The organism is Cytobacillus firmus NBRC 15306 (assembly GCF_001591465.1).
Lineage (GTDB): Bacteria > Bacillota > Bacilli > Bacillales > Cytobacillaceae > Cytobacillus > Cytobacillus firmus.
Genome location: NZ_BCUY01000023.1, coordinates 35,850 through 51,311 on the forward strand (window position 1 = coordinate 35,850; position 15,462 = coordinate 51,311).

Annotated in this window: 13 protein-coding genes and 2 riboswitches; of the genes, 11 read left to right on the forward strand and 2 right to left on the reverse strand. The window is 43.7% G+C overall.

Features of this window, described 5'->3' with window-relative positions; genetic code table 11:
- Positions 1-45: 45 nt before the first annotated feature.
- Positions 46-1,149 (forward strand): AI-2E family transporter, encoded by a 1,104-nt coding sequence (locus tag BFI01S_RS08985; RefSeq protein ID WP_061792320.1) that lies wholly within the window; start codon positions 46-48, stop codon positions 1,147-1,149.
- A gap of 100 nt (positions 1,150-1,249) precedes the next feature.
- On the forward strand, positions 1,250-2,005 hold the full coding sequence (locus BFI01S_RS08990; protein ID WP_061792331.1) for an NRDE family protein: 756 nt from the start codon (positions 1,250-1,252) through the stop codon (positions 2,003-2,005).
- Between the two features lie 31 nt (positions 2,006-2,036).
- On the opposite strand, the gene BFI01S_RS08995 is transcribed toward BFI01S_RS08990, so the two are convergent.
- Positions 2,037-3,452 (reverse strand): PAS domain-containing sensor histidine kinase, encoded by a 1,416-nt coding sequence (locus BFI01S_RS08995; RefSeq protein WP_061792321.1) that lies wholly within the window; start codon positions 3,450-3,452, stop codon positions 2,037-2,039.
- Between the two features lie 241 nt (positions 3,453-3,693).
- A riboswitch (SAM riboswitch) is annotated at positions 3,694-3,793 on the forward strand.
- A 103-nt stretch (positions 3,794-3,896) separates the two neighbouring features.
- Positions 3,897-3,998, forward strand: a riboswitch (SAM riboswitch).
- A gap of 158 nt (positions 3,999-4,156) precedes the next feature.
- Here BFI01S_RS08995 and BFI01S_RS09000 point away from each other — a divergent pair.
- The 4 genes from BFI01S_RS09000 to BFI01S_RS09015 are packed head-to-tail and all read left to right on the forward strand — an operon-like array spanning position 4,157 to position 7,907.
- Complete coding sequence (locus BFI01S_RS09000; protein WP_061792322.1) at positions 4,157-5,188, forward strand: methionine ABC transporter ATP-binding protein; 1,032 nt, start codon at positions 4,157-4,159, stop codon at positions 5,186-5,188.
- On the forward strand, positions 5,178-5,828 hold the full coding sequence (locus tag BFI01S_RS09005) for a methionine ABC transporter permease (RefSeq protein ID WP_035329251.1): 651 nt from the start codon (positions 5,178-5,180) through the stop codon (positions 5,826-5,828). The genes BFI01S_RS09000 and BFI01S_RS09005 overlap by 11 nt, the downstream gene beginning before the upstream one ends.
- An 18-nt stretch (positions 5,829-5,846) precedes the next feature.
- Positions 5,847-6,674, forward strand: coding sequence for a MetQ/NlpA family ABC transporter substrate-binding protein (locus BFI01S_RS09010; RefSeq protein ID WP_061792323.1), 828 nt, complete (start codon positions 5,847-5,849; stop codon positions 6,672-6,674).
- A 24-nt stretch (positions 6,675-6,698) separates the two neighbouring features.
- Positions 6,699-7,907, forward strand: a complete 1,209-nt coding sequence (locus BFI01S_RS09015) for a M20 family metallopeptidase (RefSeq protein ID WP_061792324.1) — start codon at positions 6,699-6,701, stop codon at positions 7,905-7,907.
- A 156-nt stretch (positions 7,908-8,063) separates the two neighbouring features.
- On the opposite strand, the gene BFI01S_RS09020 is transcribed toward BFI01S_RS09015, so the two are convergent.
- Positions 8,064-8,339: an alpha/beta-type small acid-soluble spore protein gene (locus BFI01S_RS09020; RefSeq protein WP_061792325.1), complete on the reverse strand. Its 276-nt coding sequence runs from the start codon at positions 8,337-8,339 to the stop codon at positions 8,064-8,066.
- Between the two features lie 150 nt (positions 8,340-8,489).
- Here BFI01S_RS09020 and BFI01S_RS09025 point away from each other — a divergent pair, with 150 nt between their 5' ends.
- The 5 genes from BFI01S_RS09025 (at position 8,490) to BFI01S_RS09045 (ending at position 15,345) form a co-directional block, all read left to right on the forward strand.
- Complete coding sequence (locus tag BFI01S_RS09025) at positions 8,490-8,726, forward strand: DUF2198 family protein (RefSeq protein ID WP_061792326.1); 237 nt, start codon at positions 8,490-8,492, stop codon at positions 8,724-8,726.
- A 395-nt stretch (positions 8,727-9,121) separates the two neighbouring features.
- Positions 9,122-11,101 carry an excinuclease ABC subunit UvrB gene (gene uvrB, locus BFI01S_RS09030; RefSeq protein WP_061792327.1) on the forward strand — a complete coding sequence of 660 codons (1,980 nt, stop codon included), beginning with the start codon at positions 9,122-9,124 and terminating at the stop codon, positions 11,099-11,101.
- Positions 11,102-11,108: 7 nt separating this feature from the next.
- Positions 11,109-13,985, forward strand: coding sequence for an excinuclease ABC subunit UvrA (gene uvrA / locus BFI01S_RS09035; protein ID WP_061792328.1), 2,877 nt, complete (start codon positions 11,109-11,111; stop codon positions 13,983-13,985).
- A gap of 80 nt (positions 13,986-14,065) precedes the next feature.
- Entirely contained in the window at positions 14,066-14,830 is a 765-nt protein-coding gene (locus BFI01S_RS09040) for a DUF459 domain-containing protein (protein WP_061792332.1), read from the forward strand.
- A gap of 170 nt (positions 14,831-15,000) precedes the next feature.
- Positions 15,001-15,345, forward strand: a complete 345-nt coding sequence (locus BFI01S_RS09045; protein WP_035329260.1) for a hypothetical protein — start codon at positions 15,001-15,003, stop codon at positions 15,343-15,345.
- Positions 15,346-15,462: the final 117 nt, after the last annotated feature.

Consider the following 15,462-nt stretch of genomic DNA (forward strand, 5'->3'; position numbering starts at 1 on the left):
ATATGATATCCTTTAGTTAATCCATTCAAAGAAAAAGGTGACATTGTGGCAAAGAAAAAACTGCAGTACTGGACTTTGCAATTACTGATAATCTTAACCATTATCTATGTATCAACAAAAATTTCTTTTCTGTTTGAACCGGTCGGCATCTTTGTATCTACTCTATTTTTTCCAATCATTATATCGGGGTTTCTGTATTTCCTATTGAATCCGCTGGTCAGGTTGCTGCAGCGCTATAAGGTGCCAAGAACGGCAGCGATTTTAATCATCTATGCAGCGGTAATTGGTTTAGTAATGCTCGTCATTGGCAACATTGCTCCGCTTATCAGCAGACAGGTAACTGAATTGTTCAACGATCTTCCGGGATATGCGAAAACGACAAGAGACTTTGTAAATTCAATGTCTAACACCGAAGAGTTTAAGTGGTTTTTGGCACAGGACTACATATCGATACAAGAAATTGAAGCCCGCATTATGGATTATGCCAATACTCTCCCAAGCCGCTTGACACAGGGGGTAGCCGGCATTGTCAGCCTGGTCACCAATATTGCGATTACAATTGTAACGGTGCCATTCCTCTTATTCTACATGTTTAAAGATGGAGATAAGTTTCCTGCAGCTGTTTCGAAGTTTCTTCCTGCTTCTTACAGAGAAGAAGGGGTAAAAACGCTTAAGGAAACAGGGGAGACACTTTCTTCCTATATTCAGGGACAGATTACAGTAGCATTATTCGTGGGGACACTTTCATTTATCGGCTATTTAATCATCGACCTGCCTTATGCGCTTGTTATGGCACTGATTGTGGCCATCACCAATATTATTCCTTATGTCGGCCCGTTTCTTGGCGGTGCACCTGCTGTTATTGTCGCTCTTTTTGACTCACCGACAAAAGCTTTTCTGGTTGTCGTGGTCATCGTGATTGCCCAGCAGGTTGAAGGGAACGTGCTGTCACCGCTGATTCTCGGCAAAACCTTAAACACACATCCAGCCACCATCATCATTCTATTGCTGGTTGCAGGCAATCTTGCCGGAATTCTTGGCATGATCCTGGCGATTCCTACCTATGCTGTGACCAAAACGATTGTTTTAAATACAGTAAGGTTTTTAAGGGCGAGGAAAGCAGCCCGGCTCGAGGAGAGGGTTACGTAAAGATGGGAAAGCTCCTTTGCAGAGAGGGGCTTTTTCTAATTGGTATTATTTTTCCTTATATAAAGTTAAAATAATTGTAAAAACGAAAGCAGTGATCCCAATGTGTCTAATCCTATTCGCATACAAAGTCCATCCGAAATTCAAGCTGATAGTGGCGGCCAATCGCGACGAATTTTATGAGCGTCCGACTGCCCCCGCGCATTTTTGGGAGGACCACCCCCACATTCTTGCTGGCCGGGATTTAAGGAAGATGGGGACATGGATGGGTGTTACTAAGAATGGACGATTTGCAGCTCTGACAAATTATCGCGACCCGAATGAAGTGACAGAAGGAAAGAAGTCAAGAGGGGATCTTACGGCAGAGTTTTTGAAGGGCAGCGCTTCGCCAGCTGACTTTATGAACTGGGCATCTGAACATCGCAGCATCTATCCCGGCTACAATCTGCTGGCGGGAAATTTGGACGAGCTCTTTTATTATTCAAACGTGGAGGATAGAATAGAGCAGCTTCAGCCGGGGGTTTACGGGGTGAGCAACCATGTGCTGAATACCGAATGGCCGAAGGTGGAAAAGGGGAAGACTGGCTTAACTAAAATAATAGATAATCCAGCCGGGAACTTAACAGAAGACCTGTTCACACTTCTCCGGAATGCAGACCCTGCCCCGGATGATTTGCTTCCGAAAACAGGAGTTTCACTTGAGTGGGAACGGATTCTGTCTCCTTTATTTATTAAAAGCGATGGCTACGGAACCAGGAGTTCAACTGTGCTGCTGATGTCAGAGGGTGAGATTTTTTACAAGGAAAGGGTTCATAATGGGGATGACAGGCAGGAACAGGAGTTTATCCTTCAGAAATAAGAAGCCAGTTCATACATCTGGCTTCTTTTATTCAGGCAAGCGGCAAAGTAATCTGCACCGTTGTGCCTTCATTTTCCCTGCTGTGGATGTATAGGTTTCCGCCGTGGTTTTTAATGATTTTTTTGCAGATCATGATGCCAAGGCCGGTTCCTTTTTCTTTTGTGCTGTAAAACGGCTCTCCCAGTTTGGCGAGGCGTTCTTCCGGTATGCCGATTCCTTCATCCTCAACAGTGATGATGACAGATTGGTCCTCCTTGCGGATATCGACGTTTATTTTGCCGCCCATTGGCATGGCTTCCATTGAGTTCTTAATGATGTTAATCAGCACCTGTTTAATTTTATCTTTTTCACATTTTACAAAGAACTCGCCGGGTGACTGAGTTAATTCGATCAGGATATTTTCCATAACCGCCTGGCTGTTTAAAAGAGTGATTACACTTTTTACTACGTTTGTCAGGCAGGTTTCTTCCATTTCGGTTATTTGAGGTTTGGCGAGAACGAGCAGGTCATTGACGATGCCTTCAATCCGCTCCAGCTCATTTAGAATCACCTCTGCGAAATTGTCTTTATGTTCTTCGTATAATAGCTGTGTAAAGCCTTTTATGGCTGTAAGCGGGTTGCGGATTTCATGGGCAATGCCTGCCGCAAGCTGACCGACAACGGAAAGTTTTTCAGCATTATGCAGCTTTTCTTCAGTCTTCTTTTGTCCAGTTACATCTTTGATAATGATTTGGTAGACCTTTCTGTTCTTAAAAGTGGTTGGGATCAGCTGGACTTCGACTTTTCTTATTTGTCCGTCAGTCCGGATCAAATTAAGCTCAAAATTCACGCTTAGCTTTGTTTGCAGAAAATCATCGAGGGTGGAATGTTCTGAAGGAGGAGTGTAGTCGTGGAGGGAGGTGCCGATCATCTCTTTGATGCTCGTGAACCCGAAGAGTTTCTTTCCTTCATTATTGATATAGGTCCAAATCCCCTTTTGTGTCACCATTCCGATCGTATCCTTGGAGTACTCCACCAGAAAGCGGTACTTCTCCTGTGTTTCAAGGATTTCCTCTTCCATGATAATTCTCTGTGTCATATCCCGGATGATGCATATCATTTCTTTTTCGTCATTAATGACTGAAAAATTGGCTTCAAGCCACAGATAATGCCCCTCCTTATGCCTGAAACGAAAGGTCTCGCGTTTATGCGGAAGCTGTTCAATCTCGGCCAATGCCTCTCTTAAAAGATTTCGGTCATTTGGATGGCAGTATGTACAAAGGCTGCTCCGGTAAAAATCTTGCGGTGAATACCCCAGCATCAGCAAGCAGGAAGGGGAGACATATAAAACAATGCCTTCTTTTGTCACTCTTGCAATCACATCGCTGGAATGCTGAATGGCCAGCTGCAGATTCCTCGCTTCGACTTTGTCCGCGAATAAATCTTTCGGATTTTCCGTCATAATCATTTTTGTCCCTCCTATTTGGGGAAATGTCACTTTTCCATTATTATACATGAGTTAGAGTCTTAGACACATAGGATTTAACTATCATTTTTTTGTAGAGCCGCAAGCAAAAAACTTTGGGTAATACAGTGTGCCAAGGAACAGAAAGGTAATTTTATAAAAAAATTTAAAAATTTTATATTGACATCCTTTTCTTTATGGTGGTAAAGTAATAAACATATTAAACAACCAAATAATAAAAATCTTCTTATCCAGAGAGGTTGAGGGACTGGCCCTATGACACCTCGGCAGCGGACAAAAGTGTACCGTGCCAAATCCAGCAAGCATTGCTTGAAAGATAAGAAGAGGACCATTGATAAATGTTGCCCTCTTCTTTCTTTAGAAGAGGGTTTTTGTTTTTATCCGAAAAATAATGCATCAAGATTCTATTCATAAACATATGAATAATTCTTATCGAGAGAAGCAGAGGGACCTGGCCCAATGAAGCTTCGGCAGCAGGCAGACTGCACTGTGCCAAATCCAGCAGGCGAAAAGCCTGGAAGATAAGAAGAGGACTTTAACAAAACCTCTTCTGACGGAAGGGGTAAAATTCAGGATATAATTCTCAGTTTTCGCATAGGAATAATAGATAATAAAAGGTGACAGGCACCTGTACCAGTTCCCCAAAGTGGTATAGGTACCTGTCACCACAAAAGGAGAGATGCTGCATGATAGAGTTTCAGAATTTAAAGAAGGTCTATAATAGCGGAGGTCAGCAGGTAGCTGCTCTGGATGGAATAGATTTAAAGATTAATAAGGGTGAGATTTTCGGTGTGATCGGCTTCAGCGGTGCGGGAAAGAGTTCTTTGATCCGCTGTGTCAATTGGCTGGAGAAGCCGACTTCAGGAAAGGTCATTGTCAGCGGGCATGATCTGACGGCTTTATCTGTAAGAGAAATTCGCGAAGTGAAGAGAAACATCGGGATGGTCTTTCAGCATTTTAATCTTTTAAACTCGAAAACCGTGTTTGCCAATGTGGCGATGCCGCTCACACTGGCTAAGGTCCCTAAGGATGAAATAAAAAAGCGTGTCCATGAACTATTAGAATTCGTGGGGCTTGCCGACAAGGCGAACAGCTATCCGGATCAGCTGTCAGGCGGGCAAAAGCAGCGGATCGGCATCGCCAGGGCGCTGGCAACTCAGCCGTCCATTCTATTATGTGATGAAGCAACTTCAGCACTGGATCCGCAGACCACCAGCTCGATCCTGCAGCTGCTGAAAAAAATAAATAAAGAATACAACATTACCATTCTAATCATTACCCATGAAATGTCTGTCATCAGGGAGATCTGTGATCGAGTAGCTGTCATCGAGGCAGGCAAAATTATTGAAGAGGGAACCGTCTTCAATGTCTTTTCTTCACCAAAAACCCCAACAGCGAAAAACTTTGTCAGCACGGTTATGAATGATCAATTACCTGACTCCATTAAGGAAGTGATTAAAAAACAGCAGGGGCTTCAAAAGGTATTCAGAATCAACTTTGTCGGAAACTCTGCCGGACAGCCGCTGCTCTCGCAGGTTGCCAAAAAGTTTAATATCGACTTCAATGTCCTGTTTGGAAATATTACTGAACTTCAGGGAACACCTTTTGGCAACCTGATTGTTGAATTCCAGGGTCCGGACAGTGAAATCAGAAGGGCGATTCAGTACATCAGCCAGGAAAAAGTTTCAATAAAGGAAGTGACTTCACGTGCTAGTTAACCAGGAAAAAATCATCGAAGCCTTAATCGAAACGGTCCAAATGGTGGCTTTCTCATTGCTGTTTTCAGCTCTTATCGGACTGCCGCTTGGCATTTTGCTTGTCGTGACAAGGAAAGGGCATCTGCTGGAAAACACCGTTGTTTTTAACATCATAAACAGCATTATTAATATTTTCAGATCAGTCCCATTCATCATTTTAATGGTAGCGATCATCCCAATCACCAGGATGATTGTCGGAACATCGATTGGAACTGCAGCAGCCGTAGTGCCGCTCGTCTTTTATGCAGGACCCTACATTGCTAGATTAATAGAAAATTCATTGCTTGAGGTTGATCCGGGAGTCATTGAAGCTGCAGAAGCAATGGGAGCGACACCGGGGCAGATTATTCTTAAATTCCTGATTCCGGAAGCACTCAGTTCGCTGGTATTAGGCTTTACCATTGCGACAATCGGTCTGGTCGGAGCATCAGCAATGGCTGGGGCAGTCGGCGGCGGCGGCCTTGGTGACCTTGCCATTACATACGGCTACCAGCGATTTGATACAACAGTCATGCTGATTACCGTTGCGATCTTAGTTGTCATGGTTCAAGGCCTGCAGTCATTCGGAAATATCTTATCCAAAAAAATCAGAAGAAGATAAATTAGGAGGAAATACATCATGAAAAAACTATTCTTAGCATTCATTATTTTAACATTGGCTGTGTTCACTGCAGCATGCTCGAGCACAACTGGCGGAGAAGAAACAAAGAAGGTTAAATTAGGTGTCAGCGGATCAGATACACGCATCTGGGACTTTATTGCAGAAAAGGCTGAAAAGGAAGGCATTGAAATTGAAGTTGTGACATTCTCTGATTATGTTCAGCCAAATGTTGCTCTTGCAGAAGGTGATCTTGATGTAAATGCATTCCAGACAGTCGCTTATTTCGACACTTTTATTAAAGAGCATAATATGGATCTTTCACCGATTGCGACAACTGTTTTAGCACCAATGGGTCTTTATTCTGAAAAAGTAAAATCTGTAGAAGACATTCCGGATGGCGGCAAAATTGCCATTCCAAATGATGCTTCAAATGGCGGAAGAGCCCTTCTTTTACTGGAGGAAGCGGGCCTGATCAAATTATCCGAGGACTATGACGGAAACCTGGACTTGAATAAAATCGTTGAAAACAAGAAGAACCTTGAATTTGTAGAAATGGTATCAGCGCAGACGCCGCGTGCCCTTCCGGATGTCTCTGCTTCTGTCATCAATAACGGAATTGCTGTAGATGCAGGCTTTAACCCAACTAAGGATTCAGTTTTTATTGAAAGCGAAACCGCCACTCCGTATGTAAATATCATCGCTGTCAGAACAGAAGACAAAGATAACAAAACGCTTAAGAGAATTGCGGAACTTTACCAGGAAGATGATGTAGCTGATTTCATCACGAAAGAATATGACGGAAGCATGATCCCGACTTTCATTCCATTAAGTGATATTGGATGGTAATTAATTTATAAAGGAGGAACAATGATGACGGCACCTGTAAAAGCACTATCCGAACTGAAAGAAGCAATTCAGAAAAATGTTGATGATAACAAGGAACTTTACCTTTCTGCAAGCCACCAGATCCATGCAAACCCGGAAATAGGAAATGAGGAGTTTTTTGCCTCGGACTTGCTTTCAGGTATCCTTGAGAAGGAAGGGTTTGAAGTAGAACGGGCAGTAGCCGGGCATGAAACAGCTTTTCTGGCCCGGAAAAAATCCGATAAACCGGGGCCGTCCATTGCATTCCTTGCAGAATACGATGCCCTTCCCGGGCTGGGCCATGGATGCGGCCACAATATCATAGGCACGACAAGTGTGGCAGCAGCCATTGCATTGAGTAAGGTCATTGATGAGACCGGAGGAGAAGCAGTAGTCTTCGGAACCCCGGCGGAAGAAGGCGGGCCAAATGGGAGTGCCAAAGGAAGCTTTGTGAAGCATGGCTTGCTTGAAGGTATTGATGCCGCTCTGATGGTTCATCCGTCAAATCATACCCGCCTGACCAGTTCATCACTGGCCGTGGATCCGCTTGACTTCGAATATATCGGAAAGCCTGCCCATGCGGCAGCTTCACCTGAGGAAGGAATCAATGCCCTGGATGCAGTCATTCAGCTGTTCAACGGTATAAATGCTCTTCGCCAGCAATTGAAGGATGATGTGCGAATCCATGGAATTATTACTCATGGCGGGGATGCTCCGAATATTATCCCTGAGTATGCAAAAGCCAGATTCTTCATCCGTGCTTCAACCAGAACGAGTTTGAATGAAGTTACCCGAAAGGTGAAAGCTGTCGCTGAAGGCGCAGCCCTGGCAACAGGAGCAAAGCTGAATGTCATTGCTTTTCAAAATGAAGTCGACAACCTGCTGTTAAACAAGACATATGACCAGGTGTTTAAAGAAGTGATTGAAGATTTGGGAGAAACAGTCGTGGCTGGGGACAGAGATGGAATCGGCTCGACTGATGCCGGCAACATCAGCCAGGTGGTGCCAACTATTCACCCTTATATAAAAATTGGTGCAGACGATCTTGTAGCCCATACTGTTCCATTCCGGGAAGCGGCAGCTTCTGCAAAAGGAGACGAAGCACTGATAACTGGAGCAAAAGGGCTTGCACTCACTGCCTTCCAGCTGATAACGGAACCGGAACTGCTTAAATCCATTAAACAGGAATTTCTAGAGCGAAAAACGGCTGAATAAAAATAAAAGCTATCCTTTTGCGGGATAGCTTTTCCTTATATTTTTGAGTGTTTTCATCAAGTTGGGGAGTTGTTTCCCTGGTTTGCTGAGTCTTTTCCTCAACTTAAGTGTTCGTTTCCCCAATTTCCCCATTCTTTTCCCAAAGTTCACATTTACCTACTGTTCCTTCATCCGTTCCTGTGCCATCCGGATAAGTTCCTTCAACATGCTGCCGCCAATCTTTCCGCCAACTGTTCCTGCCTGTTTGGATGTAAGCCGGCCATTATAGCCTTGCTTCAAAGGCACACCTGCCTCCTCAGCAATTTCATATTTTACAGCGTCAGGATTTTCTATGTCAACGTGATATCCCTGGTTTGCCATTACCTGATTTTTCAGCTGGTCCAAGGCTCCTCTTGATTCCGGGACTAGCGGGCGTCTTTTTCTTCTCGCCATGATGCATTCCTCCATAAGAAGTTCTTTTATCTTATTATGTGAAAGAACGCTTGAAATAACACTGAAAAAACTTGTACATCCTCCTGTGAAAAGCTATTCTAATGGTAGAAACCTTGAATTTTTGTGAAAAACCAAAAGAAGGTGTTTTAGATGGCATTAAAATACTTGTCAGCTCTTCTGCTTCCTGGACTGCTGGTATTGTTTTTTACGAGAGTCAGCTATAATCGTGTAATTGGGCTGGTTTTGACGGTTGGACTTATTGCTGCTTCAGTATATAAAGGCTACACCAATTCATTTGCCTTAATTGTTATAGACGCACTTTCACTGACTGTCGGGTTTTGGTATGCCCAAAAATTGAAGCCGAAAATAAAGCCAAGTGCGGAATAAATTTTGCAGAGCCTGTCGAACAAATCTATCGACAGGTTTTTTAATTAATGAGTTAAAAGCTGTATTTAGACATACGGAATATCAGCTTTAAATGGAGTTCAATCAAACGTTTGATTGAACTCAAGGCAATCAATCAAACGTTTGATTAACCTTTCTTCGACAATCCCCTCAATAATTCGGCATATTTCCCAAGCAATAATTGCTCAGGAAAAACAAAAAAACGAATATCCGTTCGCATATTATTGGTTTGTTTTAGGCTCTTTGTGGTAGAATGATGATATGAGTTTTGAGTAAAAAACTGACAAATCAGCGGTGCATCCCGGATCTTAAATTATTTCAATGCTGGTTTGTGATTAATATATAGATAAAAGTAATTTGAACGGGAGGCTTTTTAGGTGAAGGATCAATTTGAATTAGTCTCAAAATATTCCCCACAGGGCGACCAGCCGGGGGCAATAAAAGAAATTGTGAAGGGAATCAACTCCGGCAAGAAGCACCAGACACTTCTGGGTGCAACAGGAACGGGTAAGACCTTCACGATTTCGAATGTCATAAAAGAAGTAAACAAGCCAACGCTTGTTATTGCACATAATAAAACACTCGCAGGCCAGCTATACAGTGAATTCAAGGACTTTTTTCCAAACAATGCGGTTGAGTATTTTGTCAGCTATTATGACTACTATCAGCCTGAGGCGTATGTGCCTTCTACAGATACTTTTATTGAAAAAGATGCAAGCATCAATGATGAAATTGATAAGCTTCGCCACTCGGCGACTTCCTCCCTATTTGAGCGGAATGATGTCATTATTATTGCCAGTGTCTCCTGCATATATGGCTTGGGTTCACCTGAAGAATACCGTGAAATGGTGCTGTCCCTCAGAACCGGAATGGAGATTGAGAGGAACCAGCTTCTTCACAGGCTCGTTGATATTCAGTATGAGCGCAATGATATTGACTTCCAGCGCGGTACCTTCCGTGTACGCGGAGATGTTGTCGAGATTTTCCCGGCATCACGGGATGAGCATTGTATCCGTGTAGAATTTTTCGGAGATGAGATAGACCGGATCCGTGAAGTGGATGCCCTTACAGGTGAAATAATGGGTGAACGTGAGCATGTTGCGATTTTCCCGGCATCCCACTTCGTAACGCGTGAAGAAAAAATGCGGATCGCCATCCAGAACATTGAAAAAGAACTGGAAGTGCGCCTTGCTGAGTTAAGAGAAAACGATAAGCTTCTTGAAGCCCAGCGCCTCGAGCAGCGGACCCGCTATGACCTTGAAATGATGAGGGAGATGGGTTTTTGTTCCGGCATTGAAAATTATTCCCGTCATCTTACGTTAAGGCCGCCTGGTTCAACACCGTATACCCTTCTGGATTACTTTCCGGAAGACTTCCTGATTGTGATTGATGAATCACACGTAACTCTGCCGCAAATCCGCGGCATGTTCAATGGTGACCAGGCAAGAAAATCCGTGCTTGTGGATCATGGTTTCCGTTTGCCTTCAGCGATGGATAACAGACCTCTTACGTTCACTGAATTCGAAAAGCATGTGAAGCAGGCTGTCTTTGTTTCGGCAACACCCGGTCCTTATGAGCTTGAGCATACACCGGAAATGATTGAGCAAATTATCCGCCCAACCGGTCTGCTTGATCCTACTATTGATGTCCGTCCAATCGAAGGTCAAATTGATGACCTCATTGGTGAAATCCAGGATCGCGTTGAGAAAAACGAACGTGTGCTTGTTACCACTTTAACGAAGAAAATGTCTGAGGATTTAACGGACTATTTAAAGGAAATCGGCATTAAAGTGCAGTACTTGCACTCAGAGATAAAAACGCTTGAGCGGATTGAGATTATCCGGGAGCTTCGTCTTGGCAAGTACGATGTGCTGGTCGGGATCAACCTTCTGCGGGAGGGACTTGATATTCCTGAAGTATCTCTTGTTACCATACTTGACGCTGATAAAGAAGGTTTCCTCCGTTCAGAACGTTCACTCATCCAGACGATTGGACGTGCAGCGCGTAATGCGAATGGCCATGTCATTATGTATGCAGACCGGATTACGGACAGCATGGAAAAAGCCATCAGTGAAACAAAGCGCCGCCGCTCTATTCAGGAAGAGTATAATGAAAAGCATGGCATCACGCCAATGACTATCCAGAAGGATATACGCGATTCGATCCGTGCAACCCATGCGGCAGAAGAGCAGGAAGAATACCAGCCGTCAGCAAAGCTCGGCAAGCTGAACAAAAAAGAGCGCGAGAAGCTGATCGGCGATATGGAAAAAGAAATGAAGGAAGCGGCCAAATCCCTCAATTTCGAAAGGGCTGCCGAGCTTCGTGATTTAATATTAGAGCTGAAAGCGGAAGGATGACGTAAAAATGGCGATGGATAAACTGATTGTAAAGGGTGCCAGAGCCCATAATCTGAAAAATATAGATGTCACCATTCCGAGAGATAAGCTTGTCGTCCTGACCGGACTTTCAGGTTCAGGAAAGTCCTCTTTGGCCTTTGATACAATTTATGCAGAGGGGCAGCGCCGCTATGTGGAATCATTATCCGCTTACGCAAGGCAATTCCTCGGTCAGATGGATAAGCCTGACGTGGATGCGATCGAAGGATTGTCTCCGGCAATCTCGATTGACCAAAAGACGACAAGCCGAAATCCTCGTTCCACAGTGGGAACAGTGACAGAAATTTATGACTATCTGCGATTATTATTTGCACGGGTGGGGCGTCCCACCTGTCCGATTCACAATATCGAAATCTCCTCACAGACCATTGAGCAAATGGTTGACCGGATTATGGAATACCCTGAGAGAACAAAGCTCCAGGTGATGGCTCCCCTTGTTTCCGGCCGAAAAGGGACACATGTAAAAGTGTTCGAGGATGTCAAAAAGCAGGGATTTGTCCGTGTCCGTGTCGACGGAGAAATGATGGATCTCGGTGATGAGATTGAGCTGGAAAAAAACAAAAAGCATTCTATAGAAGTAGTAATCGACCGGATTGTCGTAAAAGAAGGCGTAGCGCCAAGGCTTGCAGATTCATTGGAAACTGCTTTGAATCTTGGTAATGGCAAGGTGCTTGTTGATGTCATCGGGGAAGAAGAACTGCTTTTCAGCGAGAACCATGCCTGCCCTCAATGCGGCTTTTCAATTGGCGAACTTGAGCCAAGAATGTTCTCTTTTAATAGTCCTTTTGGTGCCTGTACGGAATGTGACGGATTGGGATCAAAGCTTGAGGTAGATGTTGATTTGGTAATACCCAATAAGGATCTTTCATTAAAGCAGAATGCCATTGCGCCATGGGAACCGACAAGCTCTCAATATTATCCTCAGCTGCTTGGGGCAGTCTGCAATCATTATGGGATTGATATGGATATGCCGGTTAAGGATATCCCTGAACACTTGCTTGATAAAATTTTATATGGATCCGCCAAGGACAGCATCTATTTCCGATATGAAAACGACTTTGGCCAGGTAAGGGAGAATTATATTCGTTTTGAAGGTGTCATCCGCAATGTGGAGCGCCGCTATAAAGAAACAAGCTCTGATTATATCCGTGAGCAAATGGAGAAATACATGGCCCAGCACCCATGTCCTTCCTGCAAGGGCTACCGTCTGAAGCCGGAAACACTTGCTGTGCTTGTATCCGGAAAACATATTGGCCATGTAACAGAATATTCGATTGAGGAAGCATTCAGCTTTTTTGAGAATCTGACACTGTCCGAAAAAGAAATGAAGATTGCCAATCTTATTTTCCGTGAGATTAAGGAAAGGCTGGGTTTCCTTATCAATGTCGGGCTTGATTACCTGACATTAAGCAGGGCAGCTGGAACTTTATCCGGCGGTGAAGCCCAGCGTATTCGCCTGGCCACACAAATCGGTTCGCGCCTGACGGGTGTACTCTACATTCTGGACGAGCCTTCCATTGGTCTCCATCAGCGTGATAATGACCGTTTGATTGATACGCTGAAAAATATGCGTGATATCGGCAACACCCTGATCGTGGTGGAACACGATGAAGATACAATGATGGCAGCAGACTATTTAATCGATGTGGGCCCGGGAGCAGGGGTTCATGGCGGACAAATCGTCTCAGCGGGTACGCCTCAGGAGGTAATGGACGACCGAGACTCCCTGACAGGGCAATATCTGTCAGGCAAGAAATTCATTCCGCTTCCAATTGAGCGCCGCAAGAACGACGGACGCTTTATCGAAATTAAAGGGGCTAAAGAAAACAATCTTAAAAATGTGAATGTTAAGTTCCCGCTCGGCACTTTTATTTCTGTTACGGGTGTATCCGGTTCAGGGAAAAGTACATTAATCAATGAAATTCTTCATAAAGGGCTTGCCCAGAAGCTTCATAGAGCCAAAGCGAAGCCGGGTGAGCATAAAGAAATTAAGGGCATTGATCACCTTGATAAAGTCATTGATATCGACCAATCTCCAATCGGGCGGACGCCTCGTTCCAACCCGGCAACATATACCGGAGTGTTTGATGATATTCGCGATGTATTTGCTTCAACCAATGAAGCAAAAGTGCGGGGCTATAAAAAGGGGCGCTTCAGCTTCAATGTAAAAGGCGGAAGATGTGAAGCATGCCGCGGAGACGGGATTATTAAGATTGAAATGCACTTCCTGCCTGATGTGTATGTGCCATGTGAAGTCTGTCATGGCAAACGTTATAACAGGGAAACACTTGAAGTTAAATATAAAGGGAAGAATATTTCGGAGATTCTCGATATGACAGTGGAAGATGCATTGGAGTTTTTCGAGAATATTCCTAAAATCCGCCGCAAGCTGCAGACGATTTATGATGTCGGCCTGGGCTACATCACTTTGGGGCAGCCTGCGACAACATTGTCCGGCGGAGAAGCGCAGCGTGTCAAGCTTGCTTCCGAATTGCACCGCCGTTCAACGGGCCGCTCCCTATATATTCTTGATGAACCGACAACAGGTCTTCATGTTGATGATATCTCACGACTGCTCGTGGTCCTTCAGCGTCTGGTTGAAAATGGAGACACGGTACTGGTTATTGAGCATAATCTTGATGTCATCAAGGCAGCTGACTATATCGTTGACCTTGGACCTGAAGGCGGAGATAAGGGCGGTACTATCTTAGCATCAGGGACACCGGAAAAAATTGCTGAAGTTCCGGAATCCTATACAGGTAAATATCTTAAACCGATTTTGGAAAGAGACCGCCAGAGAATGAAACAGCAAATTGAAGAAAAAGAAGGCGTGACAAACGCTTAATTACAGTAAGCAGTACCGTTTTGGTACTGCTTCTTTTTTATGGAAATGAGATTAAACAACTGGGATGCGGGGTAAAGAACATGCGTCTGCAGCAGCCAACACTTATCTCAACCAAGAAAGGAACATACACTATGAAAAATAAAATCTACCTTTTAGCAGGCATTACCCTGCTTGGGCTTGGCATCTATCTTTCCATTACATTTCTCGGAGATGAAAAAAAGGCAGATAGCAGCCAGATGATTGTTGCTTTTGGGGATTCACTTACCTACGGATATGGAGATGAAACAGAAGAGGGGTATATTGGAAGGCTGCAGAGCAAACTGGATAAGGCATATCAGGATAAGAATTACCGCATAACAAATCATGGAGTGTATGGCTATAAATCTTCTGATGTTCTCCAGCAAATGCTCAAACCGAAAGTGGCAGAGGATATCAAAAATGCAGATATGTTCATTGTATATATTGGCACGAACGATTTGCTGAAAAGCAATGGCGGGGATTTGTATCCGCTCCATCACGAAAATCTTGTTGAAGCTAAGGACATATATGAAGATAAACTGGATGGAATCCTGGAAACACTCGAAACCGCCAACAGTGAAGCACCTGTTATCCTGATTGGACTATACAATCCTTATCCTGACGGCGACCGGATTGAAAAATATATTGACCATTGGAACAAATCCATCAGAAAAAAAGCAGCTGAGGATAAACATATCACCTACATTTCCACCAATGAACTGTTCAAGGGAAAAAATAAAAAACAATACTTCGCTGATTCTCTTCATCCGAATGGAAAGGGATATGAGCTGATTGCTGATAAAATTATGGAAGGATATTCTTTTTAAGGGAAATTGAAGTATATTAAATTGATTTCAGCACCCCTACTTCAACAGACAATATCCCCTCCTTTTAATTGATAACACAATGTAATGTTCCAGCAAAATCGGTGTAACCAAGCAGCGTTATACTCCTGTATAAGGGAAACTATTGTCTGTAAACAAAAGGGGAGGTCATTATGGAGGATTATTTAGCGAAGTCTTTAGAAGAATGGAAAGAGGATATTTCTGAAGTTTTGGACCAGATTAATAATGAATACGAGGATGTTAAAAAAGAGCTGAAAGTTTATTCCTACAAATACGGAATTACAAAGCAGGTTATCCAATCTACTGTGAACGAAGAGATTATTGATAATATCCGTGAAATGTATCATAAGCCTTTTGAAGAGAAGTATAACGAATTGAAAGAATACATACGTGATTTGGATGAAAAACGAAAAGTTTTCCAGATGTTTGTCAATAAAATCGACGAAGTGAAAAAGAAGGAAGCGCCGCGCACTGACCTGGCAGCTGCCTATAAATAGCCATAAAACCGTCTTTTTATAAAAGGCGGGTTTTTTAAAAGATAAGAAAGTATATAATTTTTGAACTTTGATAACTGTCTAGCTCCAGCGCCTACCCCCTCGAGGTCACAAGCCAAT

Excerpts from the sequence above, each read along its gene's own strand:
- BFI01S_RS09045 (WP_035329260.1), top strand. The coding sequence starts at position 15,001 with ATGGAGGATTATTTAGCGAAGTCTTTAGAAGAATGGAAAGAGGATATT.
- BFI01S_RS08995 (WP_061792321.1), bottom strand. The coding sequence starts at position 3,452 with ATGATTATGACGGAAAATCCGAAAGATTTATTCGCGGACAAAGTCGAA.
- BFI01S_RS09010 (WP_061792323.1), top strand. The coding sequence starts at position 5,847 with ATGAAAAAACTATTCTTAGCATTCATTATTTTAACATTGGCTGTGTTC.
- BFI01S_RS08990 (WP_061792331.1), top strand. The coding sequence starts at position 1,250 with ATGTGTCTAATCCTATTCGCATACAAAGTCCATCCGAAATTCAAGCTG.
- uvrA (WP_061792328.1), top strand. The coding sequence starts at position 11,109 with ATGGCGATGGATAAACTGATTGTAAAGGGTGCCAGAGCCCATAATCTG.
- BFI01S_RS09025 (WP_061792326.1), top strand. The coding sequence starts at position 8,490 with ATGGCATTAAAATACTTGTCAGCTCTTCTGCTTCCTGGACTGCTGGTA.
- BFI01S_RS09020 (WP_061792325.1), bottom strand. The coding sequence starts at position 8,339 with ATGGCGAGAAGAAAAAGACGCCCGCTAGTCCCGGAATCAAGAGGAGCC.
- BFI01S_RS09040 (WP_061792332.1), top strand. The coding sequence starts at position 14,066 with ATGCGTCTGCAGCAGCCAACACTTATCTCAACCAAGAAAGGAACATAC.
- BFI01S_RS09015 (WP_061792324.1), top strand. The coding sequence starts at position 6,699 with ATGACGGCACCTGTAAAAGCACTATCCGAACTGAAAGAAGCAATTCAG.
- BFI01S_RS09000 (WP_061792322.1), top strand. The coding sequence starts at position 4,157 with ATGATAGAGTTTCAGAATTTAAAGAAGGTCTATAATAGCGGAGGTCAG.